16 protein-coding genes and 2 pseudogenes are annotated in these 18,623 nt (G+C 63.1%); 6 read left to right on the forward strand and 12 right to left on the reverse strand.

The window, feature by feature from the left end; all coding sequences use genetic code 11:
• Together ACFQ4G_RS19160 and oxlT are read left to right on the forward strand one after the other, a co-directional pair.
• A pseudogene (locus tag ACFQ4G_RS19160) lies at window positions 1–102 on the forward strand (IS481 family transposase); the annotation flags it as partial.
• Between the two features lie 52 nt (window positions 103–154).
• Entirely contained in the window at window positions 155–1,429 is a 1,275-nt protein-coding gene (gene oxlT, locus ACFQ4G_RS19165) for an oxalate/formate MFS antiporter (RefSeq protein ID WP_238205090.1), read from the forward strand.
• 637 nt (window positions 1,430–2,066) lie between these two features.
• Here oxlT and ntrC read toward each other — a convergent pair.
• The 3 genes from ntrC to dusB are packed head-to-tail and all read right to left on the reverse strand — an operon-like array spanning window position 2,067 to window position 5,722.
• Window positions 2,067–3,530: a nitrogen regulation protein NR(I) gene (gene ntrC, locus ACFQ4G_RS19170; RefSeq protein ID WP_238205088.1), complete on the reverse strand. Its 1,464-nt coding sequence runs from the start codon at window positions 3,528–3,530 to the stop codon at window positions 2,067–2,069.
• Window positions 3,531–3,539: 9 nt separating this feature from the next.
• Complete coding sequence (locus tag ACFQ4G_RS19175) at window positions 3,540–4,679, reverse strand: two-component system sensor histidine kinase NtrB (protein WP_238205087.1); 1,140 nt, start codon at window positions 4,677–4,679, stop codon at window positions 3,540–3,542.
• On the reverse strand, window positions 4,676–5,722 hold the full coding sequence (gene dusB / locus ACFQ4G_RS19180) for a tRNA dihydrouridine synthase DusB (RefSeq protein ID WP_238205085.1): 1,047 nt from the start codon (window positions 5,720–5,722) through the stop codon (window positions 4,676–4,678). Before dusB ends, ACFQ4G_RS19175 begins: the two co-directional genes overlap by 4 nt.
• 133 nt (window positions 5,723–5,855) lie before the next feature.
• Here dusB and ACFQ4G_RS19185 point away from each other — a divergent pair.
• Both ACFQ4G_RS19185 and ACFQ4G_RS19190 read left to right on the forward strand, forming a co-directional pair.
• A pseudogene (locus ACFQ4G_RS19185) lies at window positions 5,856–7,150 on the forward strand (bifunctional 2-C-methyl-D-erythritol 4-phosphate cytidylyltransferase/2-C-methyl-D-erythritol 2,4-cyclodiphosphate synthase).
• Entirely contained in the window at window positions 7,147–7,656 is a 510-nt protein-coding gene (locus ACFQ4G_RS19190; RefSeq protein WP_238205083.1) for a CinA family protein, read from the forward strand. Before ACFQ4G_RS19185 ends, ACFQ4G_RS19190 begins: the two are co-directional and overlap by 4 nt.
• Before the next feature lie 72 nt (window positions 7,657–7,728).
• Here ACFQ4G_RS19190 and ACFQ4G_RS19195 read toward each other — a convergent pair whose 3' ends face one another.
• On the reverse strand, window positions 7,729–9,228 hold the full coding sequence (locus ACFQ4G_RS19195; RefSeq protein ID WP_238205081.1) for a serine hydrolase: 1,500 nt from the start codon (window positions 9,226–9,228) through the stop codon (window positions 7,729–7,731).
• 646 nt (window positions 9,229–9,874) lie between these two features.
• On the opposite strand from ACFQ4G_RS19195, the gene ACFQ4G_RS19200 reads away from it, so the two are divergent.
• Window positions 9,875–10,114, forward strand: a complete 240-nt coding sequence (locus tag ACFQ4G_RS19200; RefSeq protein WP_379040861.1) for an ATP-binding cassette domain-containing protein — start codon at window positions 9,875–9,877, stop codon at window positions 10,112–10,114.
• 85 nt (window positions 10,115–10,199) lie between these two features.
• Here the strand turns inward: ACFQ4G_RS19200 and ACFQ4G_RS19205 are convergent, their stop codons facing one another.
• From ACFQ4G_RS19205 to ACFQ4G_RS19215, 3 genes are all read right to left on the reverse strand, one after another.
• A complete protein-coding gene (locus ACFQ4G_RS19205) occupies window positions 10,200–10,655 on the reverse strand; it encodes a type II toxin-antitoxin system RatA family toxin (protein ID WP_238205079.1) in 456 nt (151 codons plus the stop codon).
• 6 nt (window positions 10,656–10,661) lie between these two features.
• Window positions 10,662–11,630 (reverse strand): lipoyl synthase, encoded by a 969-nt coding sequence (lipA, locus tag ACFQ4G_RS19210; RefSeq protein ID WP_238205078.1) that lies wholly within the window; start codon window positions 11,628–11,630, stop codon window positions 10,662–10,664.
• A gap of 117 nt (window positions 11,631–11,747) precedes the next feature.
• Complete coding sequence (locus tag ACFQ4G_RS19215; RefSeq protein ID WP_238205077.1) at window positions 11,748–12,038, reverse strand: GlsB/YeaQ/YmgE family stress response membrane protein; 291 nt, start codon at window positions 12,036–12,038, stop codon at window positions 11,748–11,750.
• A gap of 394 nt (window positions 12,039–12,432) precedes the next feature.
• On the opposite strand from ACFQ4G_RS19215, the gene ACFQ4G_RS19220 reads away from it, so the two are divergent.
• Complete coding sequence (locus tag ACFQ4G_RS19220; RefSeq protein WP_238205076.1) at window positions 12,433–13,665, forward strand: SDR family oxidoreductase; 1,233 nt, start codon at window positions 12,433–12,435, stop codon at window positions 13,663–13,665.
• Between the two features lie 448 nt (window positions 13,666–14,113).
• Here the strand turns inward: ACFQ4G_RS19220 and ACFQ4G_RS19225 are convergent, their stop codons facing one another.
• From ACFQ4G_RS19225 to ACFQ4G_RS19245, 5 genes are all read right to left on the reverse strand, one after another.
• The gene (locus ACFQ4G_RS19225; protein ID WP_238205073.1) at window positions 14,114–14,755 is read right to left on the reverse strand and encodes a L,D-transpeptidase; all 642 of its coding nucleotides are present in this window, start codon (window positions 14,753–14,755) and stop codon (window positions 14,114–14,116) included.
• A 79-nt stretch (window positions 14,756–14,834) separates the two neighbouring features.
• Window positions 14,835–15,068, reverse strand: coding sequence for a hypothetical protein (locus ACFQ4G_RS19230; protein WP_238205071.1), 234 nt, complete (start codon window positions 15,066–15,068; stop codon window positions 14,835–14,837).
• A 99-nt stretch (window positions 15,069–15,167) separates the two neighbouring features.
• The gene (gene lpdA / locus ACFQ4G_RS19235) at window positions 15,168–16,607 is read right to left on the reverse strand and encodes a dihydrolipoyl dehydrogenase (RefSeq protein ID WP_238205069.1); all 1,440 of its coding nucleotides are present in this window, start codon (window positions 16,605–16,607) and stop codon (window positions 15,168–15,170) included.
• Between the two features lie 84 nt (window positions 16,608–16,691).
• On the reverse strand, window positions 16,692–18,122 hold the full coding sequence (locus ACFQ4G_RS19240) for a pyruvate dehydrogenase complex dihydrolipoamide acetyltransferase (protein WP_379040865.1): 1,431 nt from the start codon (window positions 18,120–18,122) through the stop codon (window positions 16,692–16,694).
• A 44-nt stretch (window positions 18,123–18,166) separates the two neighbouring features.
• Window positions 18,167–18,457 (reverse strand): DUF5076 domain-containing protein, encoded by a 291-nt coding sequence (locus ACFQ4G_RS19245; RefSeq protein ID WP_238205065.1) that lies wholly within the window; start codon window positions 18,455–18,457, stop codon window positions 18,167–18,169.
• Window positions 18,458–18,623: the final 166 nt, after the last annotated feature.

The raw sequence follows: 18,623 nt of genomic DNA on the forward strand, positions 1-18,623 counted from the left end.
TTCCGCTACAACTGGCAGCGCCCTCACATGGGCATCAACCGACAAACACCCATCAGCCGACTCCGCCTCTCCGAGGACAACCTGTTGATGCTCCACACCTAGGCACTACGTGGTATACACTTTGCGTCTCCGTGCATGCAGCATGGAGTGCATAATGGATACGACCGTTTCCCGTCACCGCTGGGTCCAACTCGCCCTCGGTCTTGTCGCCATGATGGCGATCTCCAGTCCCCAATACGTCTGGACCCTGTTCACAAAGCCTCTCATCGCGACGACGGGTTCCACCCTGCCGCAGCTGCAATGGACCTTCACGATCCTGATCGTGTTGCAGACCTTCTTCTCGCCGGTTCAGGGCTACCTGATCGAACGTTTCAGTCCGAAGCTGATGATCGCCGTCGGCGCCATTCTGTCGGGACTCGGCTGGGTGCTCGCAGCGCGTGTCGATACGCTCTGGGGTGTCTATGCGACCTACGGCCTGTTCTGTGGTCTGGGCACCGGCATCGTCTATGTCGGCATCGTCGGCCTGATGGTAAAATGGTTTCCTGATCGCCGCGGCTTCGCGGTGGGCGTCGTCGCCGCCGGCTACGGCATGGGCGCAATGCTCAGCACGTTCCCGATCAGCGACATGCTAACGGCTTCCGGCTACCGCCACACCCTGACCGTGTTCGGAATCGTGCTCGGTGCCATCGGAGCCCTGGCCGCCCTGGGTCTGCGGGCGCCGCGCGCCGACGAGGTCCTGCCGGTCCCCGCCCGCAACCTCTCGACATGCGTCCACGACACGGCCCCGAAGGAGATGCTGAAGACGCCGCTGTTCTGGCTGATGTTCGCCATGATGACGATGATGTCCACCGGCGGCCTCATGGTAGTGGCGAACTTCGCCTCCTTCGCCCGCGACTTCGGTGTGGCCGACGCAATCATCTTCGGTTTCGTGGCCCTGCCCTTCGCGCTCACCTTCGACCGGATCACCAACGGCCTCACCCGGCCCTTCTTCGGCTGGGTCTCGGACAAGATCGGCCGCGAGAACACGATGGGCATCGCCTTCGCCGCCGAGGCGGCGGCCATCGCGCTGCTGCTCGTCTTCCGCGAAAATCCTTATGCCTTCGCCCTGCTCTCGGGTGTGGTCTTCTTCGCCTGGGGCGAGATCTTCTCGCTTTTCCCCTCGATCCTCACCGACACGTTCGGTACCAAGCACGCCACCACCAATTACGGCTTCCTGTACATGGCGCAGGGCATCGGTTCGCTCTTCGGCGGCCCGATCGCGGCCTGGATCTATCTCGTCCAGGGCTCCTGGCTCCCGGTCTTCGCGATCATCATCACCCTCGACGTACTGACCGCGATCCTCGCTTATTTCGTGCTCAAGCCGATGCGCCGGACTTGGCTCGGTCTTGGTGACGAGCGGGCGATGACGGCCAAACCCGCCATGGCTTGAGCGGTCGGTTGTATTGAAAGCGAGGCGCGCGGACGGAGCAATCTGTCCGCGTGTCGCGTTTCATGCGAGACGTGCATCGGCGTCGGGGAACCGCAATCCGGCACGAGGCAATCTTGCGCATTGCTTAGAAATATTCCGCTCGCTAGCGGGTCGTAGGCTCGGTCGGTACAAGTGACGTTAGTCGTGGGAGTAGCAAAGCCTCATTCTCTCCGTCGTATGGCTGCCCGCAGTTCCGATAGAACGGCGTTTTCGCGACCCTCAGAAGCCGATATCGTTGAACGACCTGAAGAGCTCTGGCTGCCGGTGGCTGCGATAGATTAAGCTGGTCTGGATCGGATACTGCCAAAATTCTTCCACAAGTATCGGCACGACTGTCGCTGTCCCGAAGCATAGGACCTAGTCTACCGACGAAATTCCTGCGTTCGTCGAGACTACAATGCGCCAGCAGCAAGATGGAAGAGGTGCAGCCGGCGCCGCTCGATATAGATCGCTCGGACCGGTGACCGGTGGCCCGTTCAGCAGGGCTTCGACCGGGTTGCGATCCAGCACGATCCGAACCGGCTCCGGCTCGAAGACCCGGATGTTCGGGTCTTCACTGACATGGAACAGCCGCCCAGGGGGCGAAACTGCAATGGAATCACCGGGCGTTGCGGAACACCTGTAGGTCGAGGTCCCGCACCTTCTTACGCAGGGTGTTCCTGTTGACTCCCAAAAGCTCCGCCGCGCGAATCTGGTTGCCGCGGGTGGCGGCCAAGGCCGCGCCGATCAGCGGACCTTCGATCTCGCGCAGGATGCGGTGGTAGAGGCCGGGTGGAGGCAGCGTGTCGCGATAACCACCGAAATACTCGGCCAGATGTCGCTCCACCGCCGCCGATAGCGTTTCGTTGTCCGCCGCGCCGGCCTTGCGCGTACCGGACCCATTGCCCTGCGGCTGCGCCAGGGGCAGCGTATCGAGCTCGGCCTCGATCACCGGGCCGGTGATCGTCTCCTGCGGGTAGAGAGCCGCCAGGCGGCGGACAAGATTTTCCAGTTCGCGGACGTTGCCGGGCCAGCGGTAGCGCTTCAGGCGGTCCATTGCTTCGCCGTCGAGCTGCTTGCGGCTCAGACCCTCCTTCTCCACCAGGATGAAGAAGTGGCGGATCAGATCCGGCACGTCCTCCGAACGCTCGCGCAGGGCCGGCAGGCGCAGCGGCACGACGTTGAGCCGGAAGAACAGGTCCTCGCGGAAGATACCCTGCTGGATCGAGACGCGAAGGTCCTTGTTGGTGGCCGCGATGATGCGGACATTGGTTTTGATCGGTACGCGACCGCCGACGGTAGTGTACTCGCCCTGCTGGAGCACGCGCAGAAGGCGCGTCTGCGCTTCCATCGGCATGTCGCCGATCTCGTCGAGGAACAGCGTGCCACCCTCGGCCTGCTCGAACCGGCCGGCCGAGCGGGAGAGCGCCCCGGTGAAGGCGCCCTTCTCATGGCCGAACAGCTCGGATTCGATCAGGTCGCGCGGGATCGCCGCCATGTTCACCGGTACGAACGGTCCCGAACGTCGACGGCCGTAATCGTGCAGCGCGCGGGCCACAAGCTCCTTTCCGGTGCCGGATTCACCGGTGATCATCACCGTGAGGTCGGTGGGCATCAAGCGGGCGAGCGCCCGATAAATCTCCTGCATGGCAGGCGAACGGCCGACCAGCGGAATATCTTCGTTGCCGGGATCGGCACCGGGTGCCGGTGTTCCGCGAGGCCGCGAGAGGGCGCGGCCGACGATGGCGATCAACTCCTTCAGGTCAAAGGGCTTCGGCAAATACTCGTAGGCACCACGCTCCGAGGCGCGGATCGCGGTCATGAACGTGTTTTGCGCGCTCATCACGATGATCGGTAGTTCTGGCCGCACGCGCTTGATGCGCGGCAGCAGATCGAAGACGTTCTCGTCCGGCATCATTACGTCGGTTATGACGAGGTCGCCCTCCCCTTGCGCGACCCAGCGCCAAAGTGTGGCGCAGTTGCCGGTAGAGCGGACCTCGTATCCCGCCCTCGACAGGGCTTGGTTGAGGACGGTGCGGATCGCAGCGTCGTCGTCCGCGACGATGATGTGGCCGTTGGGCATGACGCGACTCTAAAGCTCCACGACCGATTCGCGCCCGTCGCGGGCGCTCGACATAGGAAGGAGGAGGCGGAAGGTAGTACGGCGGGGCACAGGATCGCATTCGACGATACCGCCGTGATCGCCGATGATCTTGGCAGCCAATGCAAGTCCGAGGCCGGAACCCTGGGCTTTGGTGGTCACGAAGGGGTCGAACAGGTCGGGTAGAAGCTCGGCCGTTACGCCAGGTCCGTTATCCCGCACCGCGACTTCGATGGGCAGACTGACGCGCTCCCGCGAGCCGGGAACCTGCATCTTCAGGCCTGTGCGGAAGGCGGTAGAGAGGATGATCTCGCCGTCCACCGCATCGGCGCCGATTGCCTCTGCGGCGTTTTTCACGAGATTGAGGATGACTTGGATCAACTGGTCGCGATTGCCCAGTACCGGCGGCAGCGACGGGTCGTAGGTCTCGACGAAACGGATGTGCCGGGCGAAGCCGGACTGGGCGGAGCGTTTCACCTGATCGAGCACGCCGTGGACATTGACCGGACCCCGCTCCACCGGCCGCTCGTCTCCGAACAGCTCCATCCGCTCGACGATGCGGACGATCCTGTCGGATTCGTCGCAGATCAGCCGGGTCAGGAGGCGGTCGTCCTCCGTGCCCGATTGTTCGAGTAGCTGCGCTGCCCCACGAATGCCGGCGAGCGGGTTCTTGATCTCGTGGGCCAGCATGGCCCCGAGGGCGACCATCGAGCGGGCCGCGCCACGATGTGTGAGCTGGCGGTTCATCTTGTCCGCGATGGTCCGCTCTTGGAGCATCATCACGACGGCGTCCTCCTCGTCACCCAGCGGCGTCGCGAACACGTCGACGTTGCGCTCCAGGCCGGAGCGCGGCTGGACGAGTTCCACACCGTACTCGCTGACGCTTGCCTTGCGACGGCGGACTTCGGACACGAGTGCGCTGATCGGCGACGAGAACGGGATGATGTCACGCAATTGCCGGCGCTGCATCAACCGGGCAGAGTGGTCGAAGAAGGTTTCAGCCGCGTGGTTCACGTGGAGGATGCGGTCGTCCGCGCCGATGGTCAGCACCGGCAACGGCAGGGCATTGATCACTGCCTCACTCGTGGGCAATGCGCGAGTTCGGGTGCCGTATTCCTTGTCCACGCTCACGCTGCCTCCTCGGTGATGGACGATGTGCACGGCATCCGCAGCGCCCTCAGGAGAAGGCTGGCGGCGATCGATGGATCTGTGGTGGTGAGGAGACGCATCCTGTCTTCCGGTGCAAGGGCGCCCGACCCATCGACGTAGGCGGCCAAGTGCTTGCGCGCGTGCCGCACGCCCATGGCGGGACCATAGAGCGCGATCAATCCCTCGTAATGCTCCAGTGCCAGAGCGGCCTTCTGCTCGGCGCTGAGTGAGGGAATGGGGAGGCCCGCCAGCCCGGCGGCGATCTCGCCCACGAGCCAGGGACGCCCGACCGCCGCCCGGCCAATCATCAGACCTGCGGCACCCGATGCAGCGAGGCAGGCTCCCGCATTGGAAAGGTCGGTGATGTCACCGTTGGCGATGACCGGAATCGAGATCGCTTCCACTACCGCGCGAATGGCGGCCCAGTCGGCTTGGCCCTTGTAGAATTGCTGGCGGGTGCGGCCATGTACCGTCACCGCCGCGAGGCCGAGGCTCTCGGCGCGTTTGGCCAAGTCGGCGGCATTGAGGCTTGCATCGTCCCAGCCAAGCCGCATCTTCACGGTGACAGGAATCGTCACTGCCCCGCGGACGGCGGCGAGGATGCGGGTAGCCCCTTCGATATCGCGCATGAGCGCGGACCCTGCTTCGCCGCCGGTGACGGTCTTGGCGGGGCAACCCATGTTGATGTCGATGATGTCGGCGCCGTTGGCCTCCGCGAGCCTTGCGGCCTCCGCCATCGATTGGGGGGAGCAGCCCGCGAGCTGGACCACGTGGGGATCGATTCCGCCTCCCTCGGCTCGGAGGCGTGCCTCTTCTGCGCCGCGGGCGAATTCGGCTGCCGCCACCATTTCTGAGATGACGGCGCTCGCACCCAGGCGCCGGGCAATGCGACGCATGTAGAGATCGGTGACACCCGACAGGGGCGCGAGCAGGACGGGCACCGAAGCGGCGCCACACGTCCCGTTTCGGATCGCTACCGGACCCTTTTCCGAGCGCAGAACGCTCAAATAATCATCAGCTTTCATTCTGCCCAACAAATAGACAATCGCAGGAGCGACGCAAGCGCTTTGCGGGATTTGATTTCACGCTATGCCCCGCTTAAACGGAACCCCACCTACGAATGCGTGCCACCCTAGGAATGCGCGGGAGCGATCTTCAATGTCCGGCACTGCGTGGAACGCAGCGGTAGTCGTTGCGGCCGGCCGCGGAATCCGCATCGGCGGTGACGTTCCGAAGCAATATCGCAGCGTTGGTGGACGCGCAGTCCTCACACGTACCCTTGCCGCGCTGGCGGGCCACCCCGATCTGGCGGTGATCCAACCGGTGATCGCGGCAGATGCAGCGTCATTCTACCACGCCTGCCTCACCGAACTCGACCCCGCTCTCAGGGACAAGCTGGCCACGCCAGTCGAGGGTGGTGTCACGCGCCAGCAATCCGTCAGGGCCGGCCTCGAGGCCTTGGCGAAAGAGGCTTCGACGAACGCCGCTTTTAGAAGAAGCCCGCCTAGCCTCGTCCTGGTCCACGACGCTGCGCGTCCGCACGTGGACGACGCACTGATCGACAGGGCGCTCGCGGCAGGAAGACAATACGGCGCGGCCGTACCCGGCATCGCAGTCACCGATACGATCAAGTTGGTGGAAGAGGTCGGACCCGGCATCGCCCGCGTGCGTGAGACGCCCGCTCGCGAATCACTGCGCGCGGTCCAGACCCCGCAGGCCTTCGCCTTCGCATCGCTTCTCGCCGCCCACCGCGGGGCCGCGGAGGCCGAACTCCACGGCTTCACCGACGATGGGGCGCTTGCCGAATGGGCCGGGCTCGACGTCGTGGTTTTCGAGGGCGACCCGCGCAATCGCAAGATCACCCAGCCCTCAGACCTGATCGACGCTGATCGCGCTTTTCCGGCGGCGATGCCCGACTCTTCGAACCAGAGACCGTTTCCATGACGAGCTACGTGACCCGCCTTGGGACCGGCTTCGACGTTCACGCCTTCACGGAGGGCGATCATGTCTGGCTTGGTGGGGTGAAGATCCCCGCCGATCGCGGGGTCCTGGCCCATTCCGACGGGGACGTGGCGCTTCACGCTCTCACCGATGCCCTCCTCGGCGCGATCGCCGACGGCGATATCGGCACGCATTTCCCGCCCAGCGACGAGCAATGGCGTGGTGCGTCGTCCGATCGTTTCCTGGCCCATGCAGTGAAGCTGGTCCGCGAGCGAGGCGGTAAGATCGATCATCTCGACATCACCGTTCTCGCGGAAGCTCCGCGCATCGGCGCCCATCGCGAGGCTATCCGCCTCCGTATCGCGGAGATCTGCGGCGTGCCGCTGAACTCGGTCTCGATCAAAGCGACGACGACCGAGAAGCTGGGTTTCGTCGGTCGCGCCGAAGGGCTTGCCGCCCAAGCTGCGGCGACGATCCGCCTGCCCGAGGCCGATGGGCTCGACGCGGTTTGATCGACGACCCTGTGCTCCTTGCCCGTGCAGAAACGCTGGTTGCGGCTTATGCCACCGCTGGACTTCGGTTGGCGAGTGCCGAGTCCTGCACAGGCGGCCTCGTCGCCGGTCTTCTAACCGCTATCCCGGGTTCGTCGTCCGTGGTCGAGCGTGGTTTCGTCACCTACTCCAACGAAGCCAAGGTAGAGATGCTCGGCGTGTCCGCCGATGTCATCGAGACCCATGGTGCGGTGAGCAAGTCGGTGGCTCGCGCCATGGCGGAGGGTGCGTTGGCCCATTCGCACGCTGATATCGCCGTCTCCATCACTGGTATTGCCGGGCCTGGCGGCGGTAGCCAGACGAAGCCGGTGGGCCTCGTCCATTTCGGACTCGCGCGCCGCAACACCGCGACTCGGCATATCGAGAGACGCTACGGTGATCTCGATCGGGCCGAAATCCGCCGCCTCGCCGTGAAGGAGGCGCTCGGCCTGCTCGAGCGCTTCGTGATGCCCGCGGCGGGAAATTGATCCATTCGGCCAGGTTTTTCCTGTGCCGCGGCAATCAAGACGTATTTGGGAAACATAATTTCGATTCTGCGCCTATTCCTCCGCTCGCTCGAGAGTGCCCAGACCATTGCTGTTTAATGATTCCACTATCATCTGACTGGCCTTACCATTACTGTCGATAGTGAAGCGAATAGCCGCTGGATTGTCGGGCGTTTCAGCATCGGGAAAGTACAGAAACAGATCGCGATCGAAGTGACTCAAGGGGTAAGTCCGAGCTCCGCCGGGTCCGACCGACAGGGAAAGGGTACCCTTCGCCTCGTTCACGACGGCCTGACCGACATAGGCATTGGCGTATCGTCCAGTATAAGCTGCAAGCGTGAGGGGAGCAGTCGCATGGATTGGAATCTTTCCATGGGCGGCTTTGTTCGCAGCGATGCCGACCGCGAACATGTCCCTGTAGGCCACGCCCCATTCCTTCAACCATTCCTTTCCGATCGACCCGTCGAAGACGAGGTCGGCGAAGCTATCGGCAAGCCCTTCCGGTACGCCTGTCGGGAACGCGTTCGTGAGGAGGACAATGCCGAGCTTGGCTTTCGGATGAATCCAGACCAGTGTCTGTGCGCCGACGCTGAAAGCGCCGGCGTGTCCCCAGACGAGGCCGTGGCGGCCGTACTCGACGTTCCAGCCGAGTCCGTAGAAGGAAGCGCCCCCTGAGACGGGGTTGTTGCCGCGTGCGGTGAGCGGCACATGCGTCTGAGCGAGAGCCGTCGCAGACACGAGTTGTTGTCCCTCGAACATCCCATTGCCGATTTCGAGCCTCACCCACTTGGCAAGGTCACCGACATTCGAACTGACGCCACCGGCCGGTGCCTGCGGATCGGCATTTCGATCGATCCTGGCAGCCCATGCGCCATCGGCCCTGACATGCAGCGCCGCGCGATTGCCACGTGCCAGGAAATCGTCGTGTGTCGTGCTCGTGGACGTCATCCCCAGCGGGCCGAAGAGCTTGTCGCGGGCCACGACGTTCCAGTGTCTGCCGGTCGGTTTGGCGGCCGCGATGGCGCCCTCCGTGAAACCGAAATTGCTGTAGGAGTAGCCGGCGCGAAAGCTCGAGGACGGTGGAACCAAGCGCAGCCTGTGAAGGATCTCGTCGCGACCGTACCCGATATCTTCGAGGTCGTTCCCGGCACTGCCCGGCAGACCGCTCCGATGATTGAGAAAATCCCGTACGGTGACCTGTGAGGTCGGATAAGCGTCGAGAAGCTGGAAGGCGGGATCGAGATCACGAATGCGCGAATCCCAGTCGACCAGACCTTCGCTCACGAGGGTCGCCACGACGGTCGAGGTGACGGCCTTTGACAGAGACGCGACTTGGAAGACCGTATCGGCATCGACGATGTCCGGCTTTCCGACCTCTCGGTGCCCGAAACCCTTCAGGAAGATCGTCTCATCGCCAAGGACGACGGCAATCGCTAGACCGGGTACCTCACCTGTGTCGATAGCCCGTTGTGCCAGTTCTTCGAGTACAGGAAGCCTCGCCTCGACCTGCGCGCGCGTGATCGTCCGGTCCAGGGCAAATCCTGGTCCCACCATTATTAGGCCGAGTAGCGGAGCTGTAAATCCAGTGAGTCGATGCGATAGAGACCAATTCATTTGACCTTCGCCTCTGTAATGCCGGGGTAAGCGAAGGGACGACGCTGTGGAAATCCATCGAATCGCGGCCTCGCGCCAGTATCAGTCTAGCCACGCCAAGGAGCCGCAGATCAATCGAGGGTCATCGACATGATCGATCGAGCGGTGAGACCCGACATGGTTTTTCCCATGGGCGGTTTGCAAATCATTCGCTGTTCTGCCAGTCGCGCCATCCGGGTGTCCTCGAGCGTATGGAAAGGTTGCATAGAGTATGCATTTTCCTTCCCTGCTACCCGCCGGGTGAGCCGCTATTTCGCCAGCAGCATCATGCTCGCGACACACGTGATCGCGCCAGCGGCGCACTTGTCCAACGGCAGGAACACGAAACTCAGCGAGCCAATCGGCAGCGAGGCAGCAGTGACGTTCTTCGGCGCCGAGGCCTCGGGAGGATACGCCCCTCGCCAGCATTCTCAGTAAGGGGGTGAAGCGCACGCGACGCACCTGGATGCGGTGACCTGGAGCGGCGCTGCCAACTCGATCTGCTACTTGCCCTGCGCAAAACCATCATCAGCATGGCACCAACGCGCGGTTGCCAAGAGATAACTTCATGCTGATGGGCGAGCCCGACGTGAAGCTCTCCGGCGGTGAGCGCCAGCGTGTAGATCCTACGCGGGCGCTAGTAGCGAATACGAGAATCCTGATCCTCGACGAGGCGACGTCCAGGCTTGATTCCAAATCGGGGGTGCTGATCCAAATAGATGGTGTGGCGACTGATAAGCGGATGCTTGGCCTGTCTGGGAATTACGACAATCACACGTTCACGGAGCCTGAACTGATGCGTCTGTGAAGATCGTTGATTGTCTGCCACCAAGAACATCGTCTTCAAGGCATCGCTTGTGCATCCGGAAAGGCCTCCTCCAACGCTTCAACTCTTATGAAGCCCCGTAGACTAGGTCCGCTCGGCCCTCGAACGCGTCAGTGAACTTGCGGAAGGCGCGATCGAACATCGTGCCCATGAGGAGGCCGAGGGTGCGGCTCTTGAACTCATAGGTGATGAAGAAATCGACGTCGCAGCCGCCGGCCGCACTGTCCTTGAAGCCCCAGCGGTTCTCTAGATGCCGGAAGGGCCCGTCGATGTATTCAGCGACGATTCGTAGGTTCTTTGGGTCGAGAGTGACGCGCGTCGTGAAGCGCTCGCGGATCGCCTTGTAGCCCACACCCATCTCAGCGACGAGGATTTCCGTGCTGTCAGCGCCGGGTTGGCGGCGCAGAACACGCAGGGACTCACAGAGCGGAAGGAATTCGGGATAGCGCTCCACATCGGCTACGAGGTCGTACATCTGCTGCGGCGTGTGGCGCACCGCGCGGTTGATACGGAAGGAAGGCATCGGCCCTCAGGCGTTGGCAGGCATCAGGCGAGCAAGCCGGGCTGCCTTCAATCGTGAAAAATCCTCGCCTGCATGATGCGAGGAGCGGGTCAGGGGCGTCGCCGAAACGAGAAGAAAACCCTTGGAATAGGCCGTCGTCTCCAACGTCTTGAACTCGTCCGGCGGCACGAAGCGCTTCACCTCATGGTGCTTCTTCGTCGGCTGCAGGTACTGCCCGATGGTCAAGAAGTCCACATCCGCCGAGCGCAGATCGTCCATGAGTTGAACGATCTCGTTCCGCTCCTCTCCGAGGCCGACCATGATGCCCGACTTGGTAAAGATGGTTGGCTCGAGTTCCTTGACTCGCTGCAGCAGGCGCACCGAATGGAAATAGCGCGCTCCTGGGCGGACGGTAAGGTAATTGCCTGGCACCGTCTCCATGTTGTGGTTGAACACGTCGGGCCTGGCCTCGACAACGATTTCCAGGGCACCATCCTTGCGCAGAAAATCCGGGGTGAGCACCTCGATCGTTGTGATCGGGCTGCGCTCGCGGATGGCTCGGATGGTTCGGGAAAAGTGCATAGCCCCGCCATCGGCGAGATCGTCCCGGTCCACTGAAGTGATCACCACGTGGTTTAGGCCGAGCTTAGCTACCGAATCGGCGATCTTGGCCGGCTCATCTCCATCGAGATCATTGGGCATTCCGGTGCGGACGTTGCAGAAGGCGCAGGCCCTGGTGCAGGTATCGCCCATGATCATGAAGGTGGCGTGTTTCTTCTCCCAGCACTCGCCAATATTGGGGCAACCGGCCTCCTCGCAAACTGTGACGAGGCCGTGCTCCTTCACAATTGAACGGGTCGCATTCCATCCGGGCGAGCCAGGTGCCTTTACGCGAATCCAATCGGGCTTGCGCTGGATCGGATTGTCGGGGCGATGCGCCTTTTCCGGGTGCCGGGGTCGCTGGTCGTTTCGCAGGAGATCGAGGACGACGGCCATGGCATACCGCAGGCAATGCGCCGGCGACAGGCCGACGCTGAAACTGAGACTTAATGGCTCGGGTCTCGCATCGCAAACGATCGGGAAACGATACGTCGAACCTGTCAGGCGCCGAGGTCAGTAGCTCATTCCACGTCCGCGGATGGCTCGGTAAATGGTGATGATGATCACTGCGCCGACCGTGGCCGAGAGAAGATTGCGCCAGAACCCGTAAATCGGAATGTGGAGCTTGGAGGCAAGGTAATTGCCCAGCAGACCGCCGAGGATGCCCATCACGATATTGGCGATGAGGCCCATATTCGCCGATGTGAATTGCTCAGCGAGCCAGCCCGCCAGGGCACCGATGACGATCGCCATGAACAATCCCATGCCAGGCTGACCCAGCGCGCCGTAGACTTCACTATCCATCGCTGTCGCTCCATTCAGTGACAGGGAAAAGCCTCGGGCCCTGCCGCTTTCTCGACCTGTGACATCTCCGCGGCGGGATCAAGCCATCATGTTCAATGTCGGTCGAACCTTCATTCGCCGGGATGGCGCTGTTGTGAGAAGCCTCGCGAGGCTATCTGCCGGTCATAGGGCTGATAGCCTACCTTGAGTGGTGTATCTCGATTTCAGCCGAAATTATAAAGCGGCAAGGCGCAAGATGCAGAAAAGCAAAAATTAACTATAAATCTTTACTATAATAACATAAGTTTTTACTTATAATTTTTTATATTATTGCCATGGTGCTGTTAGGAGTTGCTTAAATCTCTTTCTGCTCGCCGGTCTTCTTGTCGGAATCGGCGCTTGAGGAGCGTGTGCCGTGAGCCGAATTCTTCTGACTGGAGCGACGGGACTGATTGGCGGTGCCGTCCTTCACCATGCTTTGACGTCGAGACCAGTGTCGGAATGGGTCTGTTTGGTGCGAGCCTCCGATGAAGAAGCCGGCCGCCAGCGTATCGCGGCGCGGCTGTCGCGCTTCACGAGCACGTTGAACGCGCAGCGCCTCGCCCAGCGCGTGGAAATTGTGGTTGGAGATTTTACCCAGGCCGACCAGATGGCCGATCCGCGCCTCGATTCAGTGACGCAACTGCTGCATCTGGCCGCCGACACGTCGTGGTGGGCGCATGAGAAGGTCCACCGGACCAACCATGGCGGTACCTTGTCTCTCGCCCGTCGCGCGATGAGGATGAAGCGGCTGGACCGCTTCCTTCATGTCAGCACGGCGATGATTTGCGGCAGCGGACCGCCCGCCATCTTGGACGAGACTCGATATCCCGATCCCGAGGCCGCTCATCTCGTGCATTACAGCGCCTCGAAAGCCGCTGCCGAAACATCGCTCATGGCCGGGTTCGCGGACATGCCTCTAGTGGTGGCCCGCCCTTCCATCGTGCTCGGGCACTCGACGCTGGGCGCGCGGCCAGGCTCCAGCATTCTATGGGTTATCCGCGCCTGCGACCGCCTGCGCCTCGTGGCTGGCGACCGGGACGGGACTGTCGACATCGTTCCCATCGACTGGGTAGCGAAAACCCTGGTGGAGATGTTGGCGAGGCCCGATCTCGCTCACCAGACCTATCATCTCTCCGCCGGTCTCAAAAGTCGTACCCGTTGGAGCGACCTTGGCCGTACCCTCGACATCGTCGATCCGGATGACATTCCGCGCCATTACGACGAGTTCGATGCTAGCGACCGGGCGGCTCTGTTGGCACGCTACACTGCGGTATTTGGGATGGACGAAGCGATCAAGGTCGCCATGTTCAGGGCGCTACAGGCTTATTACCGGTTCTGCGAACTCAACGTGACCTTCGATAACACGCGTCTTCTGTCTGAAGGGTTCACGGCGCCACCACCGCTATCGGACTATATCGGCCGTTGCATCGAGACATCCGGCGACATTATCGACCAGTTCCACGAGGATTTTGGCAACCTCGCTCTTGCGCCCGTGCCTCGGGGTGAGCGGCTACCGCGTACGCGGCTGCCTCTCACTGATGGCGCGGCCGTGCTCGACGGCACTGCTGGCCGAAACATAGCGAGGCGCGGGACGGCTTCTGCCTGATCTTTTTCTCACCGGAGCTAAATTCCACGTCGGCATTTGTCTTGAGCGGGCTTCCGTCGAGAGCGTCGCAGGTTCAAATCCTCGCTGTCCTGGCCCCGTGCTCCTCGGCGGGGACCCCCTTCTCCAGGGCTTACTGTATATTTTGAGAAGGCAAATCTCGGGGCTTCGGCGAGAATCGGCGCGATCTTCACTCTTTCAGATTCTAATCCGACCTCAAGGCCAACGTTCAATATGCGAACGTTACCCGCTGAGAGTAGGGCGCCAAGCCAAAATCCGCCGCTGGCCTTCAGGTCACAGCTTGTACCGAAGCGTTCGAGCATCCCCGCTGAATGTACCTCTTGCGCAACGGCGACGCGCTGGTTGCCGAGCCGATCTTGCGAAGACCGAACGTATGAACTTCGTCGATCCATGCAAGACGAGATCGGACAGCGATCGACTACTCCAGCCATCAATAGTCACCGTCGTAGACTACCACCGGCGCATAGCCATACCCCGCTTCGAACGGGTTACGAGACATCTGCCTGACCGGCGCCCCGTAGTAGTTCTCCTGCTCCCACGCTTTGTCCCGCGCTGTCTGGGCGGCGAAGCGGGCATTGCGGTCGCCGCTCCGCGCCGCGCGGACCGGCTGTGAGCGATGGAGGCCAGAGACGGTGGCGGCCGTGCTGCCCTCCACGTCGATGCGTGTGCGCCCGAGGCCCTGTTGCCGGACCAGAGCGAATAGGGTCGCGGCGTTGCGCGGAGAGAGGCGAACGCAGCCATGGGAGGCCAGGCGGCCGAGATGACGGGTCTGGTTGGTGGCGTGGATGGCGTGGCCGGCAGGTGTGAAGAAGATCGCGTGCGGCATCGGTGCATTGTCCCATTCGCGGGAGAAATGCGTCTTCTCCATCCGGAAAGCTTTGTAAGTGCCGTTCGGCGTGTCGTAGCGCGACAGCCCCGTCGAGACCGGCCAAACGTGCCGGATCTCGCCGTCGACGGCGACGCTCATGCGCTGCCTGTCCTTGTCGACCGAGACGCGTAGGTCGGCCAGGGATGCCGTCGCCGACGCCGCGACGGCAAGGCCCGAAAGAAGGACGGTGAGACAGCGGCGCATGATCGTCCTCATTGTGATGCACGGTACCATGCACCAGCGGGGGCGCGCTTCAACCGATGCGTTCTGCTTAAAGCCCGCTTCAGACCGCCACGCCGGAGCGGACATAGCCCCGTGAGATCAGGCGGCTCTTCTCGCAGACGCGGTGCTCCGCTTGGAGCAAATCCGACATGGCATCGGCGATGGCACAGCGCAGGGCGAGGTCGGCATTGCCTTGCGTTGTGCCGAGATAGGCCTGGTCTATCTCCTCGACCGGGCAGGAATGGCCCGGCACGACATCGGCCTCGTCCCAGTTCCTGTGCAACGTCTTCAGCATGGCTCGTCTCCGACTCGCGATGAGAACGAAGATAGAACATGCGACGACGGTTAACGAGACCTTACCGCGACTCATACAAGCCTGTGGATAGGGCGAGACTCAGCTGTGGATCACCTTTCCGTAGGCATCGAGCACGCTCTCGTGCATCATCTCGCTGAGAGTGGGGTGCGGGAAGACCGTGTGCATCAGGTCTTCCTCAGTGGTCTCGAGATTCATGGCGACGACGTAGCCCTGGATCAGCTCTGTGACTTCCGCACCCACCATGTGCGCGCCGAGTAGCTGGCCGGTCTTGGCGTCGAACACCGTCTTCACCAGGCCGTCCGGCTCGCCGAGCGCGATGGCTTTGCCGTTGCCGGCAAAGGGGAAGCGGCCGACCTTGACCGAGAAGCCCTGCTCCTTGGCCTTGGCCTCGGTGAGGCCCACAGAGGCGATCTGCGGCTGGCAATAGGTGCATCCGGGGATCTTGGCCTTGTCCATGGCGTGGGTGTGAAGCCCCTTGATCGTCTCCACGCAGAGCACGCCCTCGTGCTCCGCCTTGTGGGCCAGCATCGGCGGTCCGGCGACGTCGCCGATGGCGTAGACGCCCGGCACGTTGGTGCGACCGAGGCCGTCGGTGACGACGATGCCGCGCTCGATGCCGATGCCGAGCCTCTCCAGGCCGAGATTCTCGATGTTGCCGACGACGCCCACCGCCGAGATCAGCTTTTCCGCCGTCAGTTGCTGGCTCTCGCCATCTGTGGTCTCGATGGTGGCGGTGACGGAATCGGCCGATTTCTCAACCTTCGTCACCTTGGCGCCGGTGAGGATCTTGATACCCTGCTTCTCGAAGCGCTTGCGGGCGAGGCCGGCGATCTCGGCATCTTCCACTGGCAGGATCTGCGGCAGCAACTCGATCACCGTCACCTCCGTCCCCATGGTGCGATAGAACGAGGCGAACTCGATGCCGATGGCGCCCGAGCCCATGACGAGGAGCGACTTCGGCATCGTCTCAGGCACCATGGCTTCGTAATAGGTCCAGATCTGCCTCTTGTCCGGTTCGATGCCGGGGATCGCGCGGGGGCGGGCGCCCGTGGCAACGATGATGTGCTTGGCCGAATAGGAACCGGCGGCGAGCGCACCCTTCGGCGCGGGCCCGCGGCTCGTCTCCTTCACCGTGACCTTGCCGGGCTCGTTGCCCTTGGCCGCGGCCTCGATGGTGGCCTCTCCCCAGATCACGTCGACCTTGTTCTTCTTGAGCAGCATGCCGACGCCGCCATTGAGCCGGGTCGAGACGCCGCGCGAGCGCTTGACGATTGCCGAGGTGTCGAACCCGACCTTTTCGGCCGACAGGCCGTAATCGGAGGCGTGCTGCATGTAGTGGTAGATCTCGGCCGAGCGCAGCAGTGCCTTCGTCGGGATGCAGCCCCAGTTCAGGCAGATGCCGCCGAGATGCTCGCGGTCCACCACCGCGGTCTTGAACCCGAGTTGCGCCGCCCGGATCGCGGCCACGTAGCCCCCGGGGCCGGCGCCGATGACGAGGATGTCGTAGGTGTTGGACATGGCGCGCTCCTACTCCCCTCCCCCTTGTAGGGAGGGGCCGGGGGTGGGTGATTGCCGGGCTGGGGACGGGTCAGTGGATTCCGGTCACACCAGCATCCCCATCGGGTTCTCGATCAGGCTCTTGAAGGCCGAGATCAGTTCGGCGCCGAGCGCTCCGTCGAGGACGCGGTGGTCGCAGGAGAGGGTGGCGGTCATCACCTGGACCACCGCCGGGGCGCCGTCCTTTACCACCACGCGCTTCTCGCCGGCACCCACCGCCAGGATCGAGGATTGCGGCGGGTTGATCACTGCCGTGAAGTGCTTGATGCCGAACATGCCGAGGTTCGACACCGATGTGACGCCGCCCTGGTACTCCTCCGGCTTGAGCTTCTTGGCCCTCGCCCGGCCGGCGAAATCCTTCATCTCGTTGGAGATGGTGGACAGCGTCTTCTGGTCGGCCTTGCGGATCACGGGCGTGAACAACCCGCCGTCGATGGCGACAGCCACGCCGACCTCGGCATTGTTGAAGCGCAGGATCCGGTCCTCGGCCCAGACGGCGTTGGCGGCGGGCACCCGCATCAGCGCGAGGCCCATGGCCTTGATGACGAAGTCGTTCACCGAGAGCTTGAACAGCGGCTTGCCGTCCTTGGTGGTGCCCGCGCTCTTGTTGAGCTGCTCGCGCAGGGCCATCAGCGCGTCGAGCTCGCAATCGACGGTGAGGTAGAAGTGGGGGGCCACCTGCATCGCCTCGGTGAGGCGCTTGGCGATGGTCTTACGCATGCCGTCGAGGGGAACCTCCTCGAACGTGCCCTTCTGGTAGAAGCCGCGCACCTGATCGGTGGTGAGCCCCTGTGCGGCGGCCTTTGGTGCGGGCGCTGGCGCAGCGGGCGCCGGAGCGGGCGCCGGCGCTGCGGCGGGGTCGGTTGCCTTCGGTGCGCCGGCCTTGGCCGAACCGCTGGCGATGGCGGCGCGGTCGGCGCGCTCGATCACGCGGCCATGCGGGCCGGAGCCCGAGACGGCCGACAGGTCGATGCCTTCGAGCTTGGCGATGCGGCGCGCCAGCGGCGAGGCGACGATGCGACCGCCCTGCCCGGCCTGGGGCGCGGGAGCGCCGTCCGGCTTGGCTCCGTCCGGCTTGGCTCCGTCCGGCGCCGCGTCGACTCGCGCGTAAGACTTATGGCCGTCGCCGGGAGTGGTGTTCAGTGCGGGCGTGTCGCTCTTCGGAGCGTCTGCCTTGGGAGCCTCCGCTTTTGCGCCGCCATCGCCCGAAGCCCCGACGGTCTTCGGGTCTTCACCCTCGGAGGCGATGATGGCGATGAGATCGTTCACCGGCACGTCGGCGGTGCCCTCTGCCACGACGATCTTGGCGAGGATGCCCTCGTCGATGGCCTCGACCTCCATCGTCGCCTTGTCGGTCTCGATCTCGGCCAGGACGTCGCCGGATTTGACCGCGTCACCCTCCTTCTTCAGCCATTTGGCGAGGTTGCCCTTCTCCATCGTCGGCGACAGGGCGGGCATCAGGACGTTGATGGGCATCGGTGTGAATCCTGATCGTCAGCGGATGGGCGTGGGCGGGGCAGTCAGTTAAGTGTGCCGCCGGGCGGCAAGTCGGGGTCGAAGCTCTCGGAATCGAGGCCGGCGCGGATGCGCTCGAACGCCTCTTCCTCCGACATCTCGGTCTCGAGCGCGTAGACCCGCGCTGCCTGACGGGCGAGATCGATGAGAAGACGGCCCCAGGTATAGGGATCGTCGAAGGAGCGGCGCAGGGCCACGCTCACAGCGCCGTCCACTACGCTGGCGCGCACGACCTCGATGCCGCCATTGTGCAGGGCGTCAGGGGGAGCGGAGAGTTCCTGGAACTTGTCGGTCATGGTGCTCAACTCCTCCGAGCCCGTACTCCGACCCGAGACCTCATCCTAAGGCGCCGGAGCGGAGGCCTCGAAGGAGCCCTCCAGTTCGAACTGCTGATACTTGAGCCCTCCTTCGGAGCCCTCGTATGCGGGCACCTCAGGATGAGGCTTTGGTTAGGACGATGGT

The organism is Methylobacterium marchantiae, assembly GCF_042679825.1.
Taxonomy (GTDB): domain Bacteria; phylum Pseudomonadota; class Alphaproteobacteria; order Rhizobiales; family Beijerinckiaceae; genus Methylobacterium; species Methylobacterium marchantiae.